The sequence below is a fragment of the Pseudomonas sp. KH_024_B2 genome (assembly GCF_057839965.1).
The window spans coordinates 4,766,201-4,785,867 of sequence record NZ_CM174502.1 but is presented as its reverse complement, the minus strand read 5'-3'; the positions used below and the strand labels follow the sequence as shown (position 1 = coordinate 4,785,867).

Here is a 19,667-nt window from a genome sequence, read left to right as displayed (position 1 = left end):
GGAGCATCAAGATGCTACCCAACCCGACTCTGGACAAGCTGCAAACCCTGCGGCTGCACGGCATGATCAAAGCGCTGAGCGAGCAACACGCAACGCCCGACATCAGCGATCTCAGCTTCGACGAACGCCTCGGCCTGATGGTCGACCGCGAAGTGACCGAGCGTGAAGATGCTCGGCTGACCACTCGCCTCAAAGCCGCGAGACTACGCCACAACGCCTGCCTGGAAGATATCGATTACCGCAGCCCGCGCGGCCTGGACAAGGCCCTGATCCTGCAACTCGGTAGCGGCCAATGGCTGCGCGACGGCCTGAATCTGATCATCGGCGGCCCGACAGGCGTAGGCAAAACGTGGCTCGCCTGCGCGCTGGCCCATAAGGCCTGCCGGGACGGTTACAGCGTGCGTTATCTGCGTCTGCCTCGCTTGATGGAAGAACTGGGCCTGGCCCACGGCGACGGTCGCTTCGCCAAACTCATGGCGGGTTATGCCAAGACCGATCTGCTGATCCTGGACGACTGGGGCCTTGCACCGTTTACCGCCGCGCAGCGGCGCGACATGCTGGAACTGCTGGACGACCGTTACGGAAACCGCTCGACGCTGGTGACCAGCCAGATGCCGGTGGATAAATGGCATGCGCTAATCGGTGATCCGACCTTGGGCGATGCGATCCTCGACCGGCTGGTGCACAACGCTTACCGCATCGAACTGAAGGGCGAATCGATGCGCAGGCGCGCAACGAAATTGACTGCAACCGGGACTTCAGACTAACAATGCGAACCTGCGTCGCTGCGCTCCGACTGCCTGTCCAAGTGAGCGTGGAATGAGTGTCCAAATGATCGTGGGCTGAGTGTCCAAGTGTCGTGGAATCCGCACGCTTGCCCGAACTCATTGCGCTTCCAGTAAAGGCTTTGGCTCCTTGCCTTATGACCTCTTCCTTCACGACCGCCAAGTTGTAATGGGGTGTGTTCTTTTCCATAAGAAGCTATGAACCCTATTCTTGAAATTACCCTTAAAGGGTAATTTTGACTAATCGAAAATCCCGCTCCATTTCCCGTCCTATGACCGTAGGCGGTTGCCGTCCTACGCAAAGCTGACTAACATGTCAGAAAATTCATCCTATGATTGGATGAAAGGGCGAATCCTATGTCAGATATTTCTCCATTAATTAAGCGATCTTTGGTCGATCAGGCCCTGGAGCAGTTGCGCTCGCGCATCAACAACGGCACCTGGACCATCGGCCAGCGCTTGCCCACCGAGCCGGAGCTGGCGATTGAACTGGGCATCAGCCGCAACACCGTGCGCGAAGCCATGCGCGTGTTGGCGTTTTCCGGGCTGATCGAGATTCGTCAGGGTGACGGCAGTTACCTGCGGGCGGTGGTCGATCCGCTGGACACCATGAAGGCTCTGTCACGCTGCTCCCATGAACAGGCTCGTGAGACGCGGCACATTCTTGAAGTCGAGGCCATCGGCCTGGCAGCTTTGCGGCGCACGGATGACGACCTCAAAGCACTGCATGAAGCCCTCGGCGTCAGCGGCAGTCACTACCACGGCGATCTCGACAGCTACATCGCCTGCGATCTGGTGTTTCACCGACGCCTGGTGGATGCCGCGCACAACCCGACCCTGAGCGAGTTGTACCGCTACTTTTCGAGCATCGTCGGCGCGCACTTGCGCCAGACCCTGAGCAGCACGCCCCGGCGCCAGGAAGTGTTCGACCTGCACATCGACCTGCTGGACGCCGTCGAGCAACGCGACCCGGAACGGGCCAAGGCCATTTGCCGGAGGCTGATCAATGAACCTTGAAACCGGGAACCCCATGTCTACCCCACGGGCCGGCAACATCACATTACCTGAACGCACGGCAGAGCTCGAAAGGCTGTTGATCGATGCCGAGGCGGATGACGAGCAGGTCCAGCAAAGTCATCCAGTCCTGCGCCGCCCATGGCTTTTGCTGCTGGGGTTGATTCTGGTTGCATTGAACCTGCGCCCGGCGCTATCGAGCATGGCGCCGTTGCTCAGCGATGTATCCAAAAGCCTCGGCCTGTCGGCGGCGCAAGCGGGTTTGCTGACCACCTTGCCGGTGCTGTGTCTCGGCCTGTTCGCCCCGCTGGCGCCGATTCTGGCGCGACGTTTCGGGGCTGAACGGGTGGTGCTGGGCATTCTGTTGACCCTGGCCTGCGGGATCATTCTGCGCAGTTCGTTCGGTGAAACCGGCCTGTTTGCCGGCAGCATCCTGGCCGGTGCCAGCATCGGTGTGATCGGCGTGTTGCTGCCGGGCATCGTCAAGCGCGACTTCGCCAAACACGCCGGGACCATGACCGGTGTCTACACCATGGCACTGTGCCTGGGCGCGGCCATGGCAGCGGGGGCGACGGTGCCGCTCAGCCAGCATTTCGAGGGTGGCTGGACCATGGGCCTGGGCTTCTGGATGCTGCCTGCACTGGTAGCGGCGGCGTTCTGGTTGCCGCAAGTCGGGCGCAAACACGGTGCCCACCACGTGGCTTATCGGGTGCGCGGACTGCTGCATGATCCGTTGGCCTGGCAAGTGACCCTGTATATGGGCCTGCAATCCTCGCTGGCTTACATCGTCTTTGGCTGGTTGCCATCGATCCTGATCGGCCGTGGTTTGACAGCCACTCAGGCGGGGCTGGTGCTGTCAGGTTCGGTCATCGTCCAGCTGGCCAGTTCGCTGGCCGCGCCATGGCTGGCAACCCGTGGCAAGGATCAGCGGCTGGCGATTGTGGTGGTGATGGCGCTGGTGATCGCCGGCCTGTTCGGCTGTCTGTACGCACCGCTCGAAGGCCTCTGGGGTTGGGCGATTCTGCTCGGCCTGGGGCAGGGCGGGTCGTTCAGCCTGGCGCTGACCCTGATCGTCTTGCGCTCACGGGACGCCCATGTCGCGGCGAATCTGTCGGGCATGGCTCAGGGCGTCGGCTACACCCTGGCGTCCATGGGCCCGTTCGCGGTCGGGCTGGTGCATGACCTGACTGGCGGCTGGACTGCGCTGGGCTGGATCTTCGGGATAGTCGGTATCGCCGCGATCCTCGCCGGCCTCGGCGCCGGACGTTCGCGGTACGTTCAGGTCGAAAGCGAGAAGATCTGAGCCAGGCGCACTCTCGGTATTTGCACCACGAATGCCGATAGTTTTCCTTGGCGTTGCAGACTATCTTGCAGGCATCCTTTCGATTCTTCGGAGCCTGCCCATGAGTGATGCCCACAGCGCATTGATCACTGAGTTCTATAAAGCTTTTCAGCGGCTGGATGCCGAGGCCATGAGCGCCTGCTACACCGAGGACGTGGTGTTCAGTGACCCGGCGTTTGGCGAGTTGCGCGGCCGCGATGCCGGCGACATGTGGCGCATGCTGACCACTCGGGCCAAGGACTTCTCCCTGACCTTCGATAATGTCCGTAGCGATGAGCGCACCGGCGGTGCTCATTGGGTGGCCACTTACCTGTTCAGCCAGACCGGTAACATCGTGGTCAACGATATCCAGGCGCGGTTCGTTTTTCGCGACGGCAAGATCTGCGAGCACCACGATCAGTTCGATGTGTGGCGCTGGTCGCGGCAGGCGCTGGGCACCAAAGGTCTGCTGCTGGGCTGGACGCCGTTGCTGAGAAACGCCGTGCGGGCCCAGGCCTTGAAAGGCTTGAGGACGTTCCAGACCAGTCGTTAAGGGCAGGCCTCTGATAAGATCGCGGCCTGTTTCCCGAAAACCATGATCGTCACGTGAACAGTCTCAGCGAATCCTCCGTCCATAGCCCCGAACCAGAAGTCCCGGTCAGCAAACCGTGGTTCGTCTATCTGGTTCGCGCGGCCAATGGCTCACTCTATTGCGGAATCAGCGATGATCCGGTGCGACGTTTCGCGACCCATCAAAGCGGCAAGGGTGCGCGCTTCTTTCTTTCCAGTCCGGCGGTGGCCTTGGTCTATACGGAAGTGTGCCGCGACAAGGGTGAGGCCCTGCGCCAGGAGCGCTTGATCAAAAAACTCAAGAAAAGCGCCAAGGAATGTCTGGTGGCCAGTGCCTCGAAGGGCTGATCAATCTGACTGATATGGCCCCATCAGGCCGATGGGTAGGCTGCTTGCCCTTTGCGCGCTAAGCTGGTTGTTCCTGATCGTCCGGCGGATTCCAGCATGTCAGAGTTGATTCTTCACCATTACCCGACTTCCCCATTCGCGGAAAAGACCAGGTTGTTGCTGGGCTTCAAGGGCCTGTCATGGCGTTCCGTGAAGATCTCGCCGGTGATGCCAAAACCCGATCTGACAGCGTTGACCGGTGGCTATCGCAAGACGCCGGTGTTGCAGATTGGTGCCGATATCTATTGTGATACCGCGTTGATTGCCCGTCGTCTCGAGCAAGAGAAAGTTTCGCCCGCACTGTTTCCGGAAGGACAGGAAATGATCGCCGCAACCTTCGCTGCCTGGGCCGATTCGGTGGTATTCCAGCATGCGGTCAGCCTGGTGTTCCAGCCGGAGTCGGTGGCGGTGCGTTTCGCCAAACTGCCGCCGGAGGCCATCAAGGCGTTTATCGCCGACCGCGCCGAATTGTTCAGTGGCGGCAGCGCGACACGTTTGTCGGCCGGGCAGGCCAGGCATCAGTGGCCGACGATCATGGCTCGTCTGGAGCAGCAACTGCAGCGCGAGCAGGGTGACTTCCTGTTCGGTGAGCCGTCGATTGCCGACTTCGCCATGGCTCACCCTTTGTGGTTTCTCAAGGGCACGCCGGTCACTGCGCCGTTGGTTGATGTTTACCCGGCGGTGTCGGCCTGGCTCTCGCGCGTGATGGGTTTCGGGCATGGCGCATCGAGCGATCTGAGCTCTGAAGAGGCCTTGGAGATTTCCCGTCGGGCCACGCCAGCCGCGTTGCCGGATGAGCAGTTCGAAGAGCCGAATGGCTTCGAGGCCGGTCAACAGGTGGTGATTGCCGCGATCGACTATGGCGTCGATCCGGTAGCCGGCGAGTTGCTGTTTGCCGGCAGCGAAGAGCTGATCCTGCGCCGTGAGGATGAACGTGGCGGTGTGGTGCATGTGCACTTTCCGCGGTTTGGCTTTCGGATTGAAGCGCGCTAAGTCTTGAGTAGTCGCTAAAGTGAACGCGGTCAATTGTGGCGAGGGAGCTTGCTCCCGTTCGGCTGCGAAGCAGTCGTAAAATCTGTGACCGCGTTTTGCCTGGCAGGACCGGGTCTGCCCATTTGCGAGCGCTTCGCACTCGAGCGGGAGCAAGCTCCCTCGCCACAGTATCGGTACGCTCGCGATCGAGTCACTTGAGCGCTGCGAGTATCCCCTCCGGGCTATAACCCCGAATCAACGTACCGTTCACATCCAGTAACGGAATCCCTCGTCCACCCAGGGCCTCATAGGCCTTGCGTGCCTCGGCATCCTTCTCGATATCGAACTCGTTGTACGGGATGCCTTTCTGATCGAGAAAACGCCGGGTCAGCTTGCAGTAGCCGCACCAGTCGGTGGCGTAGAGCACGACCTTGGCATTCGCCTGGGTCTGCCCGGACACCACCGCTTGTGGGTTGACTACCCGCTCGATCTTGCCCCAGTTCTGGTAAACCACGACCACCAGCAGGATCAGCAGGAATTTCTTCAGCATCCCGTTCAACATCAGTTGCGACGCTTGAGCTGGTCGGTCAGTTGGGTCGGCAAGCCCTTGATGATCAGCGTGCCGGCTTCTTCGTCGTATTCGATCTTCGAGCCCAACAGGTGCGCTTCGAAGCTGATGGACAAGCCCTCGGCACGACCGGTAAAGCGGCGAAACTGGTTGAGGGTGCGTTTATCCGCCGGGATTTCCGGCGACAGGCCGTAGTCCTTGTTGCGGATATGGTCGTAAAAGGCTTTCGGGCGTTCTTCATCGATCAGCTCCGAGAGCTCCGCAAGACCCATCGGCTCGCCCATTTTCGCCTGACTGCTGGCGTAGTCCACCAGGGTCTTGGTTTTCTCCCGGGCGGACTCTTCCGGCAGGTCTTCGCTTTCGACGAAGTCGCTGAAGGCCTTGAGCAGCGTGCGGGTTTCGCCCGGGCCGTCGACGCCTTCCTGGCAGCCGATGAAGTCGCGGAAGTACTCCGAGACCTTCTTGCCGTTCTTGCCTTTGATAAAGGAGATGTACTGTTTGGACTGTTTGTTGTTTTGCCACTCGGAGATGTTGATGCGCGCCGCTAGGTGCAGTTGGCCCAGATCGAGGTGGCGCGACGGCGTCACATCCAGCTCGGCGTTCACCGCCACGCCTTCGCTGTGGTGCAGCAGGGCGATGGCCAGGTAGTCGGTCATGCCTTGCTGGTAATGGGCGAACAGCACGTGCCCCCCGACCGAAAGGTTGGATTCTTCCATCAGCTTTTGCAGGTGCTCGACCGCGATCCGGCTGAACGCGGTGAAATCCTTGCCAGCGTCGAGGTATTCCTTCAGCCAGCCGCTGAAAGGGTGCGCCCCGGATTCGCCATGGAAAAAGCCCCAGGCTTTGCCTTGCTTGGCGTTGTAGCTCTCGTTGAGGTCGGCGAGCATGTTCTCGATGGCCGCAGACTCAGCCAGTTCGGAGTCGCGAGCGTGGAGAACTGCAGGGGTGCCGTCGGGTTTTTTGTCGATCAGGTGGACGATGCAATGACGGATCGGCATGGGCTTCTCGGCTGGTTGAATTGGGGGAGGGCGAGCTCCCCAAAAAGTGCCCAGTGTACCGCACCTGCTGGTTTTGGCGGTGTTCGACGGCCGTTTCAGAGGGGGGCTGAGCGGTGTTATGCGATTTTTTACGGGTTTAGAGCGATAAAGCTGACCAAATGGGTAGGTAGAGGCGGATATTTCCCCGTCTCTGTGCTAGTTTTGCCCCGTCTTACGCGCAGTAATGGCGTTAAGCGTGCATTCAGCATTGTCAGGTCGAACCAAACCCTGATTTCGGTATCTATAACCCCGAGCTGTCGTGGTTATAGCCGGGGTGCCAGATTCAGAAGATCTGGCTCGATGGCTGACACCGCACTCTGCAATCCAAATGAATTTGATAGGGAAGGAACACCACCATGGCTATGACTAAAGACCAACTGATCGCCGATATCGCTGAAGCTATCGACGCGCCGAAAACCACCGCGCGTAACGCTCTGGACCAACTGGGCCAAATCGTTGCTGATCAATTGGAAAATGGCGGCGAAATCACTCTGCCAGGTATCGGCAAACTGAAAGTGACCGAGCGTCCTGCCCGTACTGGCCGTAACCCATCGACTGGCGCTGCCATCGAAATCGCTGCCAAGAAAGTTATCAAGCTGGTCGTGGCTAAAGGCCTGACCGACGCTGTTAACAAGTAAGACTTGTTAAAAAAAACCGTGCTCCGGAGCGATCCGGGCACGGTTTTTTGTTGCCTGGGTTTTACTCAATGAAAACCCGGGCGTCACCTATTCAGTCCTTGCGCACCCAGCGCTGGTGCCAGGCCTGTTGCTCGGTTTTGGTCTGGAAGGTCCAGGCGACGAAGCGGCTCTGCTTCTGGCCTTGGGACATCTCCACCACCTGGCTCTCCAATACACCGGCCTTTTTCAGCGCAGTCTGGATCGCCGGCAGGTTCGAGGCTTTCGACACCAGGGTGCTGAACCACAGCACTTTGTGTTGAAAATGCGCGCTCTCGGCGATCAGCTGCGTCACAAACCGTGCTTCGCCGCCTTCACACCACAGCTCTGCCGATTGACCGCCGAAATTCAGCACCGGCAGTTTGCGTTTCGGGTCGGCACGGCCCAGGGCGCGCCATTTGCGCTCGCTGCCCTTGGTCGCTTCGTCCATCGAGGCGTGGAAGGGCGGGTTGCACATGGTCAGGTCAAAACGCTCGCCGGGTTCGAGCAAGCCCAGCAGGATGTGCTTGGGATTGCTTTGCAGGCGCAACTGGATGGCTTTGTTCAGCCCGTTGGACTGGACAATGGCTTTGGCTGCGGCGATGGCGATGGGGTCGACTTCGGAACCCAGGAACTGCCAGCGGTAATCGCTGTGACCGATCAGCGGATAAACGCAGTTGGCGCCCATGCCGATGTCCAGCACCTTGACCGGCGCGCCACGAGGGATCACGCCTTCGTTGATGCTGGCCAGCAGGTCGGCGAGGAAATGCACGTAGTCGGCACGACCCGGAACCGGCGGGCACAGGTAGTCGACCGGGATATCCCAGTGATTGATGCCGTAGAACGATTTGAGCAAGGCCCGGTTGAACACTCGAACCGCGTCGGGGCTGGCGAAGTCGATACTTTCCTTGCCATACGGGTTGAGGATCACGAACTGCGCCAGTTCCGGCGTGGTTTTGATCAACTGCTGGAAGTCGTAACGACCCTGGTGGCGATTGCGCGGGTGCAGGCTGGCCTTCTCGCGGGGTTCGACGGCTTTGGCCGGGGTCGCGGATTCAGGTTTTTTGCGCGCAGGTCTGGGTGTGCGGGGGGCGTTCATGGGCGTTGTCGATTCGGGTATGGCTAAAAGTGGCGGGTATTGTCCCACATCCAGCTGCTGGTAACCCAACTGTGAAGATCGCCGCATGTCCCTGTGGGAGCGGGCTTGCCCGCGATGGCGGTTTTACATTCAACATTGATGTCGGCTGGTACACCGCTTTCGCGGGCAAGCCCGCTCCCACAGGGTTTTTTTGTGTTTGGGAGGAAGTGGCAGGCAAAAAAAGGGAGGCCACATGGGCCTCCCTGTTTCATTGCGATTTGCCGTTACAAACTGGCAATCCGCGCATGCTGCTCGGCCAACTTGCCCAGAGCCTGTTCGGCTTCGGCCAGTTTGGCGCGCTCTTTATCGATGACTTCAGCCGGCGCCTTGTCAACGAAGGCGGCGTTGGACAGCTTGCCGCCGACCCGCTGCACTTCGCCTTGCAGACGCTGGATTTCCTTGTCCAGACGCGCCAATTCGGCGGCCTTGTCGATCAGACCGGCCATTGGCACCAGCACTTCCATCTCGCCGACCAGAGCGGTGGCGGACAGTGGTGCTTCGGCGCCTGGGGCGAGAATCGTGATCGATTCAAGCTTGGCCAGCTTCTTGAGCAGCGCATCGTTTTCGCTCAGGCGACGCTGATCTTCGGCACTGACGTTTTTCAGGAACAACGTCAGCGGCTTGCCAGGACCAATGTTCATCTCGGCCCGAATGTTCCGGGTGCCGAGCATCAGCGCCTTGAGCCATTCGATATCGTCTTCGGCCGCCTGATCGATGCGCGCTTCGTTGGCCACCGGCCACGGTTGCAGCATGATGGTCTTGCCTTCGATACCGGCCAGCGGCGCCAGGCGCTGCCAGATTTCTTCGGTGATGAACGGCATGAACGGATGGGCCAGGCGCAGCGCCACTTCCAGCACCCGAACCAGCGTGCGACGGGTGCCGCGCTGACGTTCGATCGGCGCGTTCTCGTCCCACAGCACAGGCTTGGAGAGTTCCAGGTACCAGTCGCAATACTGGTTCCAGATGAACTCGTACAGCGCCTGGGCAGCCAGGTCGAAACGGAACTGGTCGAGTTGGCGGGTCACTTCGGCTTCGGTGCGTTGCAGCTGCGAAATGATCCAGCGATCCGCCAGAGACAGCTCGTAGGCTTCGCCGTTCTGAGCGCAGTCGTCGCCTTTATCCAGTACGTAACGCGCAGCGTTCCAGATCTTGTTGCAGAAGTTGCGATAGCCTTCGACGCGGCCCATGTCGAACTTGATGTCGCGACCGGTGGAGGCCAGCGAGCAGAACGTGAAGCGCAGGGCGTCGGTGCCATAGCTGGCGATACCCTCGGCGAATTCGTCGCGGGTCTGCTTTTCGATCTTTTTCTGCAGTTTTGGCTGCATCAGGCCGGTGGTGCGTTTTTCCACCAGCGCTTCGAGTTCGATGCCGTCGATGATGTCCAGCGGGTCCAGGACGTTGCCCTTGGACTTGGACATTTTCTGGCCCTGACCATCGCGGACCAGGCCGTGCACGTAGACTGTCTTGAACGGAACCTGCGGGGTGCCGTCTTCATTTTTCACCAGATGCATGGTGAGCATGATCATCCGGGCGACCCAGAAGAAAATGATGTCGAAGCCAGTCACCAGCACGTCGGTGGAGTGGAATTTCTTCAGGAACTCGGTTTGCTGCGGCCAGCCCAGGGTGGAGAAGGTCCACAGACCGGAACTGAACCAGGTGTCGAGAACGTCGTTGTCCTGTTGCAGCGCTACATCCGGGCCAAGATTATTTTTGGCACGCACTTCGGCTTCATCGCGGCCTACATAGACTTTGCCCGATTCGTCGTACCAGGCCGGAATCCGGTGGCCCCACCACAGCTGACGGCTGATGCACCAATCCTGGATATCGCGCATCCACGAGAAGTACATGTTTTCGTACTGCTTGGGCACGAAGGCAATCCGGCCGTCTTCAACGGCAGCAATCGCCGGTTCCGCCAGAGGTTTGGTGGAGACGTACCATTGGTCGGTCAGCCATGGCTCGATGATGGTCCCGGAGCGGTCGCCTTTCGGCACTTTCAGGGCGTGATCGTCGACGCTGACCAGCAGGCCCGCAGCCTCGAGGTCGGCAACGATTTCCTTGCGGGCCTGGAAACGGTTGAGACCGGCGTATACGGCGGGCAGGGTGCCGTCGATCTGCTCGTTGAGCGTGCCGTCAAGGTTGAACACTTGAGCGGCCGGCAATACATCGGCGTTCTTGTCGAAAATGTTCAACAGCGGCAGATTGTGGCGCTTGCCGACTTCATAGTCGTTGAAATCGTGGGCCGGGGTGATCTTCACGCAGCCGGTGCCGAATTCAGGGTCGCAGTAATCGTCAGCGATGATCGGGATGCGACGGCCGACCAGCGGCAGGTCGACAAACTTGCCGATCAGCGCTTTATAGCGCTCATCTGCCGGGTTCACCGCAACGGCGGCGTCGCCGAGCATGGTTTCCGGGCGCGTGGTGGCGACGATCAGGTAATCCAGACCTTCAGCGGTTTTGGCGCCGTCGGCCAGCGGGTAGCGCAGGTTCCACAGGAAACCTTTCTCGTCGTGGTTTTCCACTTCGAGGTCGGAGATCGCTGTGTGCAGCTTGGTATCCCAGTTGACCAGACGCTTGCCGCGGTAGATCAGGCCGTCTTCGTGCAGGCGCACAAAGGCTTCTTTAACGGCTTCCGACAGACCGTCGTCCATGGTGAAGCGCTCGCGGCTCCAGTCCACGGACGAGCCGAGGCGGCGGATCTGGCGGCTGATGTTGCCGCCGGATTGATCCTTCCATTCCCAGACTTTTTCGAGGAACTTTTCGCGGCCCAGGTCATGACGGCTCTGGCCCTGGGCTTCGAGCTGACGCTCCACCAGCATTTGCGTGGCGATACCGGCGTGGTCGGTGCCCGGCTGCCACAGGGTGTTGCGACCCTGCATGCGGCGGAAACGGATCAGCGCGTCCATGATCGCGTTGTTGAAGCCATGGCCCATGTGCAGGCTGCCAGTGACGTTCGGCGGCGGAATCATGATGGTGTAAGAATCGCCCGCGCCTTGCGGAGCGAAATAATTCTCGGACTCCCAGGTGTTGTACCAGGAAGTTTCAATGGCGTGCGGCTGGTAGGTCTTATCCATGCGCGGCGGGACCCTATTGGCATTTATTCAGGAAAAGCCGGCAAGTATAGCGGGGATGTTCGATTGGGCGTAGAGCGAGGTGATGATGGGTGAACTAAAACTTTTCGCGAAATTTGGGTGGTCGGGCTTTTGTGGCGAGGGAGCTTGCTCCCGCTGGGTTGCGAAGCGACCCTGAAATCTGCAACCGGGTTTTTCAGGATGACCGAGTCAGCCGATTTACGACTGCTTCGCAGTCGAGCGGGAGCAAGCTCCCTCGCCACAGGAGTTGTGTTTGGCCTCAGAACTGATACTGACTCAACAACCGCTCCATCCGCGCATCAAGGCGGCGTTTGATTTCGGTTTCGATGTGCGGGGCGAAGTCGTCGATCACGTCTTGCATGATCAGTTGCGCGGCGGCGCGCAGTTCGCTGTCCAGATGCAAGAGGGCGTCGGCACCTTTGTTGGTGACCGGTGCCGGGGCGGGCTCTGCGACCGGCACTGGCAGCGGTTGCACAGTGGCCTCGACGACTAGCACAGGAGGTTCGCCACCCACCATGTCAGACAGTAGGGGGATCTGCACCTGCACATCGCCGGTAACGGTTTCGGTCAACAGCGGTGGCTGCAGGTTGTCATCGCCGAGCAGTTGGCGGATCGACTCGAGGTCATCCAGCAGGTGCGCGGACTTTTGTTGCGGATTTGGAGTGTCCATCGGGTGCTCAGAGTCGCTGTAAACGGTGATCTTGCAGAGGATAGCCCTGTTCGCGGTAGAAACGGAAACTCTCCCGCGCGGCCTGACGAATAGCAGGGTCTTCGACCACGACTTCTGCCACGCGGGCGAAGCGCTGGGCAAATGCCGGGACTTTCAGGTCCAGATTGACCAGCAGGTCCTGATGTTGTCCGCAGTCTTCGCCCAGGCCCAGAACAATCAATCCATCCGGTTCGCTTTCGGCGGGGCCGTGGGGGACGAAACTTTCACCCTTGAAGCTCCACAGGCGAGCGTCGAGATCGTCACGCTGGGCCGCATCGCTGCAATGCAGGTAGATCCGATGGCCCATGCGCCAGGCTTTTTCGGTGAGTTTGCAGGCGAAGTCCAGGCGTGCGCAAGGATCGGCGCTGGGCAGAATATAAAAGTCGACTTTGGTCATTGCGGGTCCTGACGCCTGTGCTGCGTCATCCCTGGATGAGGCAGCACAGAGTCTTCAGTTTCAGGCTTTGGCGCGATCCAGCAAGTATTGGGTCAGCAAAGGAACCGGGCGGCCAGTGGCACCCTTGTCCTTGCCGCCGCTGGTCCAGGCAGTCCCGGCGATGTCCAGGTGCGCCCAGTTGTATTGCTTGGTGAAGCGCGACAGGAAGCAGGCGGCCGTGATGGTGCCGGCTTTCGGGCCGCCGATGTTGGCGATGTCGGCGAACGGGCTGTCCAGCTGTTCCTGGTACTCATCGAACAGCGGCAGTTGCCAGGCGCGGTCGTCAGCCTGAACACCTGCGCTCAGCAGTTGGCCGATCAGCTCGTCGTTGTTGCCCAGCAGGCCGGAAGTGTGCGCACCCAGAGCGACCACGCAAGCGCCAGTCAGGGTGGCGATATCGATCACCGCTTGTGGCTTGAAGCGCTCGGCGTAGGTCAGGGCGTCGCACAGCACCAGACGGCCTTCGGCGTCGGTGTTGAGGATTTCCACGGTCTGGCCGCTCATGGTGGTGACGATGTCGCCCGGACGGGCCGCGCCGCCGCTCGGCATGTTCTCGGCACAGGCCAGGATGCACACCAGATTGATTGGCAGCTTGAGTTCGAGCACCGCATGCAGGGTGCCGAACACGCTGGCCGAACCGCCCATGTCGTACTTCATTTCGTCCATGCCGGCGCCAGGCTTGAGGCTGATGCCGCCGGTGTCGAAGGTGATGCCTTTGCCGACCAGTACGAACGGCTTCTCGGATTTCTTGCCACCCTGGTAGCTCATGACGATCAGGCGAGGCGGTTGATCGCTGCCCTGGCCTACGGCGTAGAACGCGCCCATGCCCAGTTCCTTGATTTTCTTCTCGTCGTGAATCTCGACTTTCAGGCCCTTGTGCGCCTTGCCGAGATTTTTCGCCTGTTCGGCGAGGAAGCTTGGGTGGCAGATGTTCGGCGGCAGGTTACCCAGGTCGCGGGTGAAGGCCATGCCTTTGGCGATGGCTTGTGCGTGAGCCACGGCGCGCTCGACTTCAGCCTGTGCAGCCTTGATGGTCAGCAGGGTGATTTTTTTCAGGGCGCGCGGTTCGGTTTTCTGGCTCTTGAACTGCTCGAAGAGGTATTCGCCGTCCACCAGGGTTTCGGCCAGCAGGCGCGTTTTGCCGTAGCTGTCACGGCCTTTGACGATCACTTCGTCCAGGGCCAGTACCGCGTCGCTGCCGCCCAGGCCTTTGAGGATATTGAGCACGCCGCCGATGATTTTGCGGAACGGGCGATCGCCCAGTTCTGCGTCTTTGCCGATGCCAACCAGCAGCACGCGTTCGGCCTTGAGGTTAGGCAAGCTGTGCAGCAACAGGCTCTGGCCCGTTTTGCCGGCCAGATCGCCACGCTTGAGGACTGCGCTGATGGCGCCGCCGCTGAGTTCGTCGAGTTGGCGGGCAGAGGTGCCGAGCTTGCGATCTTCGCCGACGGCGACCACCAGAGTGGCGGTCTTCAACGTCTCCGGGCTAACGCTTTTTACAACCAGTTCCATGTCCGAGTCCCTGAATAAATGGTCAAAGTGCGCCGCGCTCAACGGCGGACGCTTGGCTTATCTATATGAAGCTTGTCTATAAAAGGCGCCAGTACGTGCCAGCGACAAAGCCGCCAGTTTGAACCTCGCCGCCCGAGGCTGACAACCCTCCCATGCGCGAACTTCGCCGCTTTACGCGCCAGCTTGAGCGTGTGCAGTGACAGGCGCACCCAATCACAGGATAATGCGCCATCTTTTTTCGGCGGCTCTGCATTACGAGCCGGCTCGATACGTTTGCTTGTTTGGCCGCCTTAGCCTGACAACCCTGGAGTGTCTGGTTTGATCGTCTTCCGTTATCTGTCCCGCGAAGTTCTGTTGACCTTGAGCGCCGTCAGCGCTGTGCTGCTGGTCATCATCATGAGCGGACGCTTCATCAAATACCTGGCTCAGGCCGCTTCGGGCGCCCTGGACCCGGGCTCGCTGTTCCTGATCATGGGTTTTCGCCTGCCAGGCTTTTTGCAGCTGATTCTGCCGCTGGGGCTGTTTCTCGGGATCCTGCTGGCTTACGGCCGCCTGTACCTTGAAAGCGAAATGACCGTGCTCTCGGCCACCGGCATGAGTCAGCAGCGTTTGCTGGGCATGACCCTGTTTCCGGCCACGCTGGTCGCATTGGTGGTGGCGTGGCTGAGTCTGAGCCTGGCGCCGCAAGGTGCGAACCAGTTCCAGTTGCTGCTCAACAAACAGGACGCGATGACCGAGTTCGATACGTTGGTGCCAGGTCGCTTCCAGTCGCTGAGCGATGGCACGCGCGTGACTTACACCGAACAGCTGTCCGATGATCGCGCCAACCTGGGTGGCGTGTTTATCTCGCAAAAGAATACTTCCGCTGACAAGAGCAAGGATCGCGGTATTTCCGTGCTGGTTGCAGAGACGGGGCGCCAGGAAATAAAACCAGACGGCAACCGCTACTTGATCCTCGAGAACGGCTATCGCTATGACGGCAAACCGGGCCAGGCCGACTACCGCGCCATCAAGTACGACACCTATGGTGTGCTGCTGCCCAAGCCGGATGTCAGTGAAGAAGTGACCGATCGCGACGCAAGGTCGACCCGGGATCTGTTGGGGAAGGACGACCTGCGTTCTCGCACCGAGCTGCAATGGCGGCTTTCCCTGCCTCTGCTGGTATTCATCGTGACCTTGATGGCGGTGCCGTTATCGCGGGTCAACCCGCGCCAGGGGCGTTTCCTCAAGTTGCTTCCGGCGATTCTTCTTTATATGGCTTATCTGACCATCCTGATCTCCGCCCGTGGCGCTCTGGAAAAAGGCAAGCTCCCGGCTGCACTGGGCTTGTGGTGGGTTCACGCAATCTTCCTGACCATTGGTCTGGGGTTGCTGTACTGGGAGCCGTTGCGCTTGAAGATGGCGAGTCGCCGCAGTGCGTTGGAGGTGGCCCGTGGATAAGCTCGATCGCTACATCGGTAGCAGCGTGTTCACGGCCATTGTCGGGGTGTTGGGGGTTATTCTCGGTCTGGCGTCATTGTTTGCCTTCATTGACGAGATGGGCGACGTCAGCGATACCTACGCGCTGGTCGACGTCTTGAGCTTCGTGTTGCTGACCGCGCCGCGCCGCGTCTATGACATGTTGCCAATGGCGGCTTTGATCGGCTGTCTGATCGGACTTGGCAGCCTGGCCAGCGCCAGCGAACTGACCATCATGCGCGCCGCTGGTGTGTCCATTGGTCGTATCGTCTGGGCAGTGATGAAGCCGATGCTGATCCTGATGCTCGTGGGCGTGCTGGTCGGCGAGTACGTTGCGCCGGCCACGGAAAACATCGCGCAGGCCAATCGTTCCCTGGCTCAAGGCGGCGGTGAAGCGCAAAGTGCCAAACATGGCTTGTGGCACCGTCAGGGCGATGAGTTCATTCACGTCAACTCCGTGCAACCCAATGGTTTGCTGTATGGCGTGACCCGTTATCGCTTTGACGATCAACGTCACATGCTGTCCTCGAGTTTTGCCAAGCGCGCGAAGTTCGAAGAGGATCATTGGCAGTTGAGCGACGTGACCACCACATTGTTCCACGACGGCAGTACTGAAATCGTGAGTATTCCGGTAGAGCGCTGGGATGTAGCCTTGAGTCCGCAATTGCTCAGTACCGTGGTGATGGCACCTGAATCGCTTTCGATCACCGGTCTGTGGGGTTATATCCATTATCTGGCTGACCAGGGCTTGAACAATGGTCGCTACTGGCTGGCGTTCTGGGTCAAGGTGCTGCAGCCCCTGGTCACCGCGGCGCTGGTGCTGATGGCGATTTCATTCGTGTTCGGTCCGCTGCGCTCGGTGACTCTCGGTCAGCGTATCTTCACCGGCGTGCTGGTGGGCTTCACCTTCCGGATCGTCCAGGATCTGCTGGGGCCGTCGAGTCTGGTATTCGGTTTCTCACCGTTGTTTGCGGTGTTGGTGCCGGCCGGTATCTGTGCGCTGGCCGGGGTCTGGTTGTTGCGCCGAGCCGGCTGATAGCGGTTATTCCCCCGCGCTGGCTGGAAAAAAACGCCTCTGTCGAAAGACCGGGGCGTTTTTGCATTTCACCGTTGGTGACAGGCAAACGTGACGCTTGCGCCGTGGATCAGGTACAATTCCCGGCTATTTTTCGGCGGGCTATGCCTGCAGCCTTTTTGAGTGTTGATCCGTGAGTGATTTGAGTCATATCCGCAATTTCTCCATCATCGCCCACATTGACCATGGCAAGTCGACGCTGGCCGATCGCTTCATCCAGATGTGCGGCGGCCTGGCCGAGCGCGAAATGGAAGCCCAGGTTCTGGACTCCATGGACCTGGAGCGTGAGCGCGGGATCACCATCAAGGCCCATAGCGTCACCCTGTATTACACCGCCCGCGACGGTATCAAGTACCAGCTGAACTTCATCGACACCCCAGGCCACGTCGACTTCACCTATGAAGTCAGCCGGTCGCTGGCGGCGTGTGAAGGTGCGTTGCTGGTGGTCGATGCCGGCCAGGGCGTAGAAGCCCAGTCGGTCGCCAACTGCTACACCGCGATCGAGCAGGGCCTTGAAGTCATGCCGGTGCTGAACAAGATCGACCTGCCGCAGGCCGATCCAGACCGGGTGAAGGACGAAATCGAGAAAATCATCGGCATCGACGCTACCGATGCGGTCGAGTGCAGTGCCAAGACCGGCCAGGGCGTCGACGAAGTGCTCGAGCGTCTGGTTCGCACCATTCCTGCGCCGACCGGCAACATCGAAGATCCGCTGCAAGCGTTGATCATCGACTCCTGGTTCGACAACTACCTGGGCGTTGTTTCCCTGGTACGCGTGCGCCATGGCTGTGTGAAGAAGGGCGACAAGATCCTGGTCAAGTCCACCGGCAAGATCCACCTGGTGGACAGCGTTGGTGTCTTCAACCCGAAACATACCGCGACCGTTGACCTGAAAGCCGGTGAAGTGGGTTTCATCATCGCCGGTATCAAGGACATTCACGGCGCGCCGGTCGGTGACACCCTGACCTTGAGCTCCACGCCGGACGTCGACGTGCTGCCAGGTTTCAAACGCATTCAGCCGCAGGTTTACGCCGGCTTGTTCCCGGTCAGTTCCGACGACTTCGAAGACTTCCGCGAAGCCCTGCAAAAGCTCACGCTCAACGACTCGTCCCTGCAGTACACCCCGGAAAGCTCCGACGCCCTGGGCTTCGGCTTCCGTTGCGGGTTCCTCGGCATGCTGCACATGGAGATCATCCAGGAGCGCCTTGAGCGCGAGTACGATCTGGACCTGATCACCACGGCGCCGACGGTGATTTTCGAGCTGTTGCTCAAGAACGGTGAAACGATTTACGTCGATAACCCGTCCAAGCTGCCAGACCTGTCGGCCATCGAAGACATGCGCGAGCCGATCGTGCGGGCCAACATTCTGGTGCCGCAAGAACACCTGGGCAACGTCATTACCCTGTGTATCGAAAAGCGTGGCGTGCAGCACGACATGCTGTTCCTCGGTACCCAGGTCCAGGTGACCTACGATCTGCCGATGAACGAAGTGGTCCTGGACTTCTTCGACCGTCTGAAGTCCACCAGTCGCGGCTATGCTTCGCTGGATTATCATTTCGATCGTTATCAATCAGCTAATCTGGTGAAGCTGGATGTATTGATCAACGGTGACAAAGTCGACGCCCTGGCGCTGATCGTGCACAAAGACAATGCGCACTACAAAGGTCGCCAGTTGACCGAGAAGATGAAAGAACTGATTCCGCGTCAGATGTTCGACGTCGCAATCCAGGCCGCCATTGGCGGACAGATTATTGCGCGGACCTCCGTCAAGGCTCTCAGAAAGAACGTATTGGCCAAATGCTACGGTGGTGACGTTAGCCGTAAGCGCAAGCTGCTGGAAAAGCAGAAGGCCGGTAAAAAACGCATGAAGCAAGTGGGCAACGTGGAAATTCCACAAGAAGCCTTCCTTGCGGTGCTCAGGTTGGATAGTTAGGTCCTATGTCACTAAATTTCCCGCTGTTGCTGGTCATCGCTGTCACCGTTTGCGGTCTGTTGGCGTTGCTCGATCTGGTCTTTCTGGCGCCGCGCCGGCGTGCAGCCATCGCCACCTATCAGGGTAGCGTCAGCCAGGCTGACATGGTGGTGGTCGAGAAACTGAACAAAGAGCCGCTGCTGGTCGAATACGGTAAGTCGTTCTTTCCGGTGTTGTTCATCGTGCTGGTGCTGCGTTCGTTTCTGGTCGAACCGTTCCAGATTCCATCGGGCTCGATGAAACCGACCCTGGATGTCGGCGACTTCATTCTGGTGAACAAGTTTTCTTACGGGATCCGTTTGCCGGTGATCGACAAGAAAGTCATCGAAGTCGGTGAACCACAACGCGGCGATGTGATGGTGTTCCGCTTCCCAAGCGACCCGAACGTCAACTACATCAAGCGTGTGGTGGGCCTTCCGGGTGATCAGGTTCGTTACACCAGCGACAAGCGTCTGTTCGTCAATGGTGAGTCGATCGCCGAGCAATTGGTCGGCGCCGAGCCGGGTACGCTGGGTAGCGCAGAACTCTATAAGGAAAAACTCGGCGCTGCCGAGCACCTGATCCGCAAAGAGATGAGCCGCTACCGTGCGACGCCGGACCATCAGTGGACCGTCCCCGCCGGGCATTACTTCATGATGGGTGACAATCGCGACAACTCGAATGACAGTCGCTACTGGGATGACCCGAGTATTCCCAAGGATCTGCTAGGCATGGTTCCCGACAAGAATATTGTCGGCAAAGCCTTCGCAGTCTGGATGAGCTGGCCCGAACCAAAACTCAGCCACCTGCCGAATTTCTCGCGGGTTGGCCTGATCAAGTAATCACACACGGCGCTGTTGAACACAGCGCCGAATGCTTTTCTGGGTCTTGTAGAACGTTTCACCAGAAGCATGCAGTCAACGATATTCAGGATGTGGATTTGAACACAGCGTTAATTGTCGAGGGCCACCGGTGCCTCGCACCTATGGTGG

The 19,667-nt window shown here is 59.5% G+C and carries 18 protein-coding genes; 11 read left to right on the top strand and 7 right to left on the bottom strand.

All coding sequences use genetic code 11. From position 1 onward, the window contains the following. The first annotated feature begins 11 nt into the window (after positions 1-11). The 6 genes from istB to AC3I0A_RS22275 all read left to right on the top strand — a co-directional run bounded on the left by istB (position 12) and on the right by AC3I0A_RS22275 (position 5,070). Positions 12-767: an IS21-like element ISPsy14 family helper ATPase IstB gene (istB, locus tag AC3I0A_RS22300; protein WP_489374734.1), complete on the top strand. Its 756-nt coding sequence runs from the start codon at positions 12-14 to the stop codon at positions 765-767. Between the two features lie 375 nt (positions 768-1,142). Next, positions 1,143-1,802 (top strand): FadR/GntR family transcriptional regulator, encoded by a 660-nt coding sequence (locus AC3I0A_RS22295; protein WP_489374732.1) that lies wholly within the window; start codon positions 1,143-1,145, stop codon positions 1,800-1,802. Next, complete coding sequence (locus AC3I0A_RS22290) at positions 1,792-3,102, top strand: CynX/NimT family MFS transporter (RefSeq protein WP_489374730.1); 1,311 nt, start codon at positions 1,792-1,794, stop codon at positions 3,100-3,102. Before AC3I0A_RS22295 ends, AC3I0A_RS22290 begins: the two co-directional genes overlap by 11 nt. Before the next feature lie 100 nt (positions 3,103-3,202). Further along, positions 3,203-3,673, top strand: coding sequence for a nuclear transport factor 2 family protein (locus AC3I0A_RS22285; protein ID WP_489374728.1), 471 nt, complete (start codon positions 3,203-3,205; stop codon positions 3,671-3,673). A gap of 53 nt (positions 3,674-3,726) precedes the next feature. Further along, a complete protein-coding gene (locus AC3I0A_RS22280) occupies positions 3,727-4,038 on the top strand; it encodes a GIY-YIG nuclease family protein (RefSeq protein WP_489374726.1) in 312 nt (103 codons plus the stop codon). 96 nt (positions 4,039-4,134) lie between these two features. Then, complete coding sequence (locus tag AC3I0A_RS22275) at positions 4,135-5,070, top strand: glutathione S-transferase family protein (protein ID WP_489374724.1); 936 nt, start codon at positions 4,135-4,137, stop codon at positions 5,068-5,070. Positions 5,071-5,260: 190 nt separating this feature from the next. Here the strand turns inward: AC3I0A_RS22275 and AC3I0A_RS22270 are convergent, their stop codons facing one another. Both AC3I0A_RS22270 and yejK read right to left on the bottom strand, forming a co-directional pair. Continuing rightward, the gene (locus tag AC3I0A_RS22270) at positions 5,261-5,611 is read right to left on the bottom strand and encodes a glutaredoxin family protein (protein WP_489374723.1); all 351 of its coding nucleotides are present in this window, start codon (positions 5,609-5,611) and stop codon (positions 5,261-5,263) included. After that, the gene (gene yejK, locus AC3I0A_RS22265; protein ID WP_489374721.1) at positions 5,611-6,615 is read right to left on the bottom strand and encodes a nucleoid-associated protein YejK; all 1,005 of its coding nucleotides are present in this window, start codon (positions 6,613-6,615) and stop codon (positions 5,611-5,613) included. The genes AC3I0A_RS22270 and yejK overlap by 1 nt, the downstream gene beginning before the upstream one ends. A gap of 395 nt (positions 6,616-7,010) precedes the next feature. Between yejK and AC3I0A_RS22260 the strand changes: the two genes are divergently transcribed. Beyond that, positions 7,011-7,292 carry an HU family DNA-binding protein gene (locus tag AC3I0A_RS22260; protein WP_150640524.1) on the top strand — a complete coding sequence of 94 codons (282 nt, stop codon included), beginning with the start codon at positions 7,011-7,013 and terminating at the stop codon, positions 7,290-7,292. 91 nt (positions 7,293-7,383) lie between these two features. On the opposite strand, the gene rlmF is transcribed toward AC3I0A_RS22260, so the two are convergent. The 5 genes from rlmF to AC3I0A_RS22235 form a co-directional block, all read right to left on the bottom strand. Continuing rightward, positions 7,384-8,406 carry a 23S rRNA (adenine(1618)-N(6))-methyltransferase RlmF gene (gene rlmF / locus AC3I0A_RS22255; protein WP_489374719.1) on the bottom strand — a complete coding sequence of 341 codons (1,023 nt, stop codon included), beginning with the start codon at positions 8,404-8,406 and terminating at the stop codon, positions 7,384-7,386. A 263-nt stretch (positions 8,407-8,669) separates the two neighbouring features. Further along, positions 8,670-11,516: a valine--tRNA ligase gene (locus tag AC3I0A_RS22250; protein ID WP_489374717.1), complete on the bottom strand. Its 2,847-nt coding sequence runs from the start codon at positions 11,514-11,516 to the stop codon at positions 8,670-8,672. A 277-nt stretch (positions 11,517-11,793) separates the two neighbouring features. After that, positions 11,794-12,204 carry a DNA polymerase III subunit chi gene (locus AC3I0A_RS22245; RefSeq protein WP_489374715.1) on the bottom strand — a complete coding sequence of 137 codons (411 nt, stop codon included), beginning with the start codon at positions 12,202-12,204 and terminating at the stop codon, positions 11,794-11,796. 7 nt (positions 12,205-12,211) lie between these two features. Next, the gene (locus tag AC3I0A_RS22240; RefSeq protein ID WP_489374713.1) at positions 12,212-12,640 is read right to left on the bottom strand and encodes a DNA polymerase III subunit chi; all 429 of its coding nucleotides are present in this window, start codon (positions 12,638-12,640) and stop codon (positions 12,212-12,214) included. Positions 12,641-12,700: 60 nt separating this feature from the next. Beyond that, positions 12,701-14,191, bottom strand: a complete 1,491-nt coding sequence (locus tag AC3I0A_RS22235) for a leucyl aminopeptidase (RefSeq protein ID WP_489374711.1) — start codon at positions 14,189-14,191, stop codon at positions 12,701-12,703. Positions 14,192-14,509: 318 nt separating this feature from the next. Here AC3I0A_RS22235 and lptF point away from each other — a divergent pair, with 318 nt between their 5' ends. The 4 genes from lptF (at position 14,510) to lepB (ending at position 19,517) form a co-directional block, all read left to right on the top strand. Then, on the top strand, positions 14,510-15,631 hold the full coding sequence (gene lptF / locus AC3I0A_RS22230; protein ID WP_489374709.1) for an LPS export ABC transporter permease LptF: 1,122 nt from the start codon (positions 14,510-14,512) through the stop codon (positions 15,629-15,631). Further along, positions 15,624-16,685, top strand: a complete 1,062-nt coding sequence (gene lptG, locus AC3I0A_RS22225; RefSeq protein WP_489374707.1) for an LPS export ABC transporter permease LptG — start codon at positions 15,624-15,626, stop codon at positions 16,683-16,685. Before lptF ends, lptG begins: the two co-directional genes overlap by 8 nt. A 172-nt stretch (positions 16,686-16,857) precedes the next feature. After that, entirely contained in the window at positions 16,858-18,657 is a 1,800-nt protein-coding gene (lepA, locus tag AC3I0A_RS22220; protein ID WP_489374706.1) for a translation elongation factor 4, read from the top strand. A 5-nt stretch (positions 18,658-18,662) separates the two neighbouring features. After that, positions 18,663-19,517, top strand: coding sequence for a signal peptidase I (gene lepB / locus AC3I0A_RS22215; protein WP_489374704.1), 855 nt, complete (start codon positions 18,663-18,665; stop codon positions 19,515-19,517). The last annotated feature ends 150 nt before the right edge of the window (positions 19,518-19,667 follow it).

Bases quoted from the DNA above. Each gene is read 5' to 3' on its own strand.
- AC3I0A_RS22260 (WP_150640524.1), top strand. From the start codon at position 7,011: ATGGCTATGACTAAAGACCAACTGATCGCCGATATCGCTGAAGCTATC.
- yejK (WP_489374721.1), bottom strand. From the start codon at position 6,615: ATGCCGATCCGTCATTGCATCGTCCACCTGATCGACAAAAAACCCGAC.
- AC3I0A_RS22270 (WP_489374723.1), bottom strand. From the start codon at position 5,611: ATGTTGAACGGGATGCTGAAGAAATTCCTGCTGATCCTGCTGGTGGTC.
- AC3I0A_RS22295 (WP_489374732.1), top strand. From the start codon at position 1,143: ATGTCAGATATTTCTCCATTAATTAAGCGATCTTTGGTCGATCAGGCC.
- lepB (WP_489374704.1), top strand. From the start codon at position 18,663: ATGTCACTAAATTTCCCGCTGTTGCTGGTCATCGCTGTCACCGTTTGC.
- AC3I0A_RS22275 (WP_489374724.1), top strand. From the start codon at position 4,135: ATGTCAGAGTTGATTCTTCACCATTACCCGACTTCCCCATTCGCGGAA.
- AC3I0A_RS22245 (WP_489374715.1), bottom strand. From the start codon at position 12,204: ATGGACACTCCAAATCCGCAACAAAAGTCCGCGCACCTGCTGGATGAC.
- istB (WP_489374734.1), top strand. From the start codon at position 12: ATGCTACCCAACCCGACTCTGGACAAGCTGCAAACCCTGCGGCTGCAC.
- AC3I0A_RS22285 (WP_489374728.1), top strand. From the start codon at position 3,203: ATGAGTGATGCCCACAGCGCATTGATCACTGAGTTCTATAAAGCTTTT.
- AC3I0A_RS22290 (WP_489374730.1), top strand. From the start codon at position 1,792: ATGAACCTTGAAACCGGGAACCCCATGTCTACCCCACGGGCCGGCAAC.
- AC3I0A_RS22235 (WP_489374711.1), bottom strand. From the start codon at position 14,191: ATGGAACTGGTTGTAAAAAGCGTTAGCCCGGAGACGTTGAAGACCGCC.
- AC3I0A_RS22250 (WP_489374717.1), bottom strand. From the start codon at position 11,516: ATGGATAAGACCTACCAGCCGCACGCCATTGAAACTTCCTGGTACAAC.
- rlmF (WP_489374719.1), bottom strand. From the start codon at position 8,406: ATGAACGCCCCCCGCACACCCAGACCTGCGCGCAAAAAACCTGAATCC.
- AC3I0A_RS22240 (WP_489374713.1), bottom strand. From the start codon at position 12,640: ATGACCAAAGTCGACTTTTATATTCTGCCCAGCGCCGATCCTTGCGCA.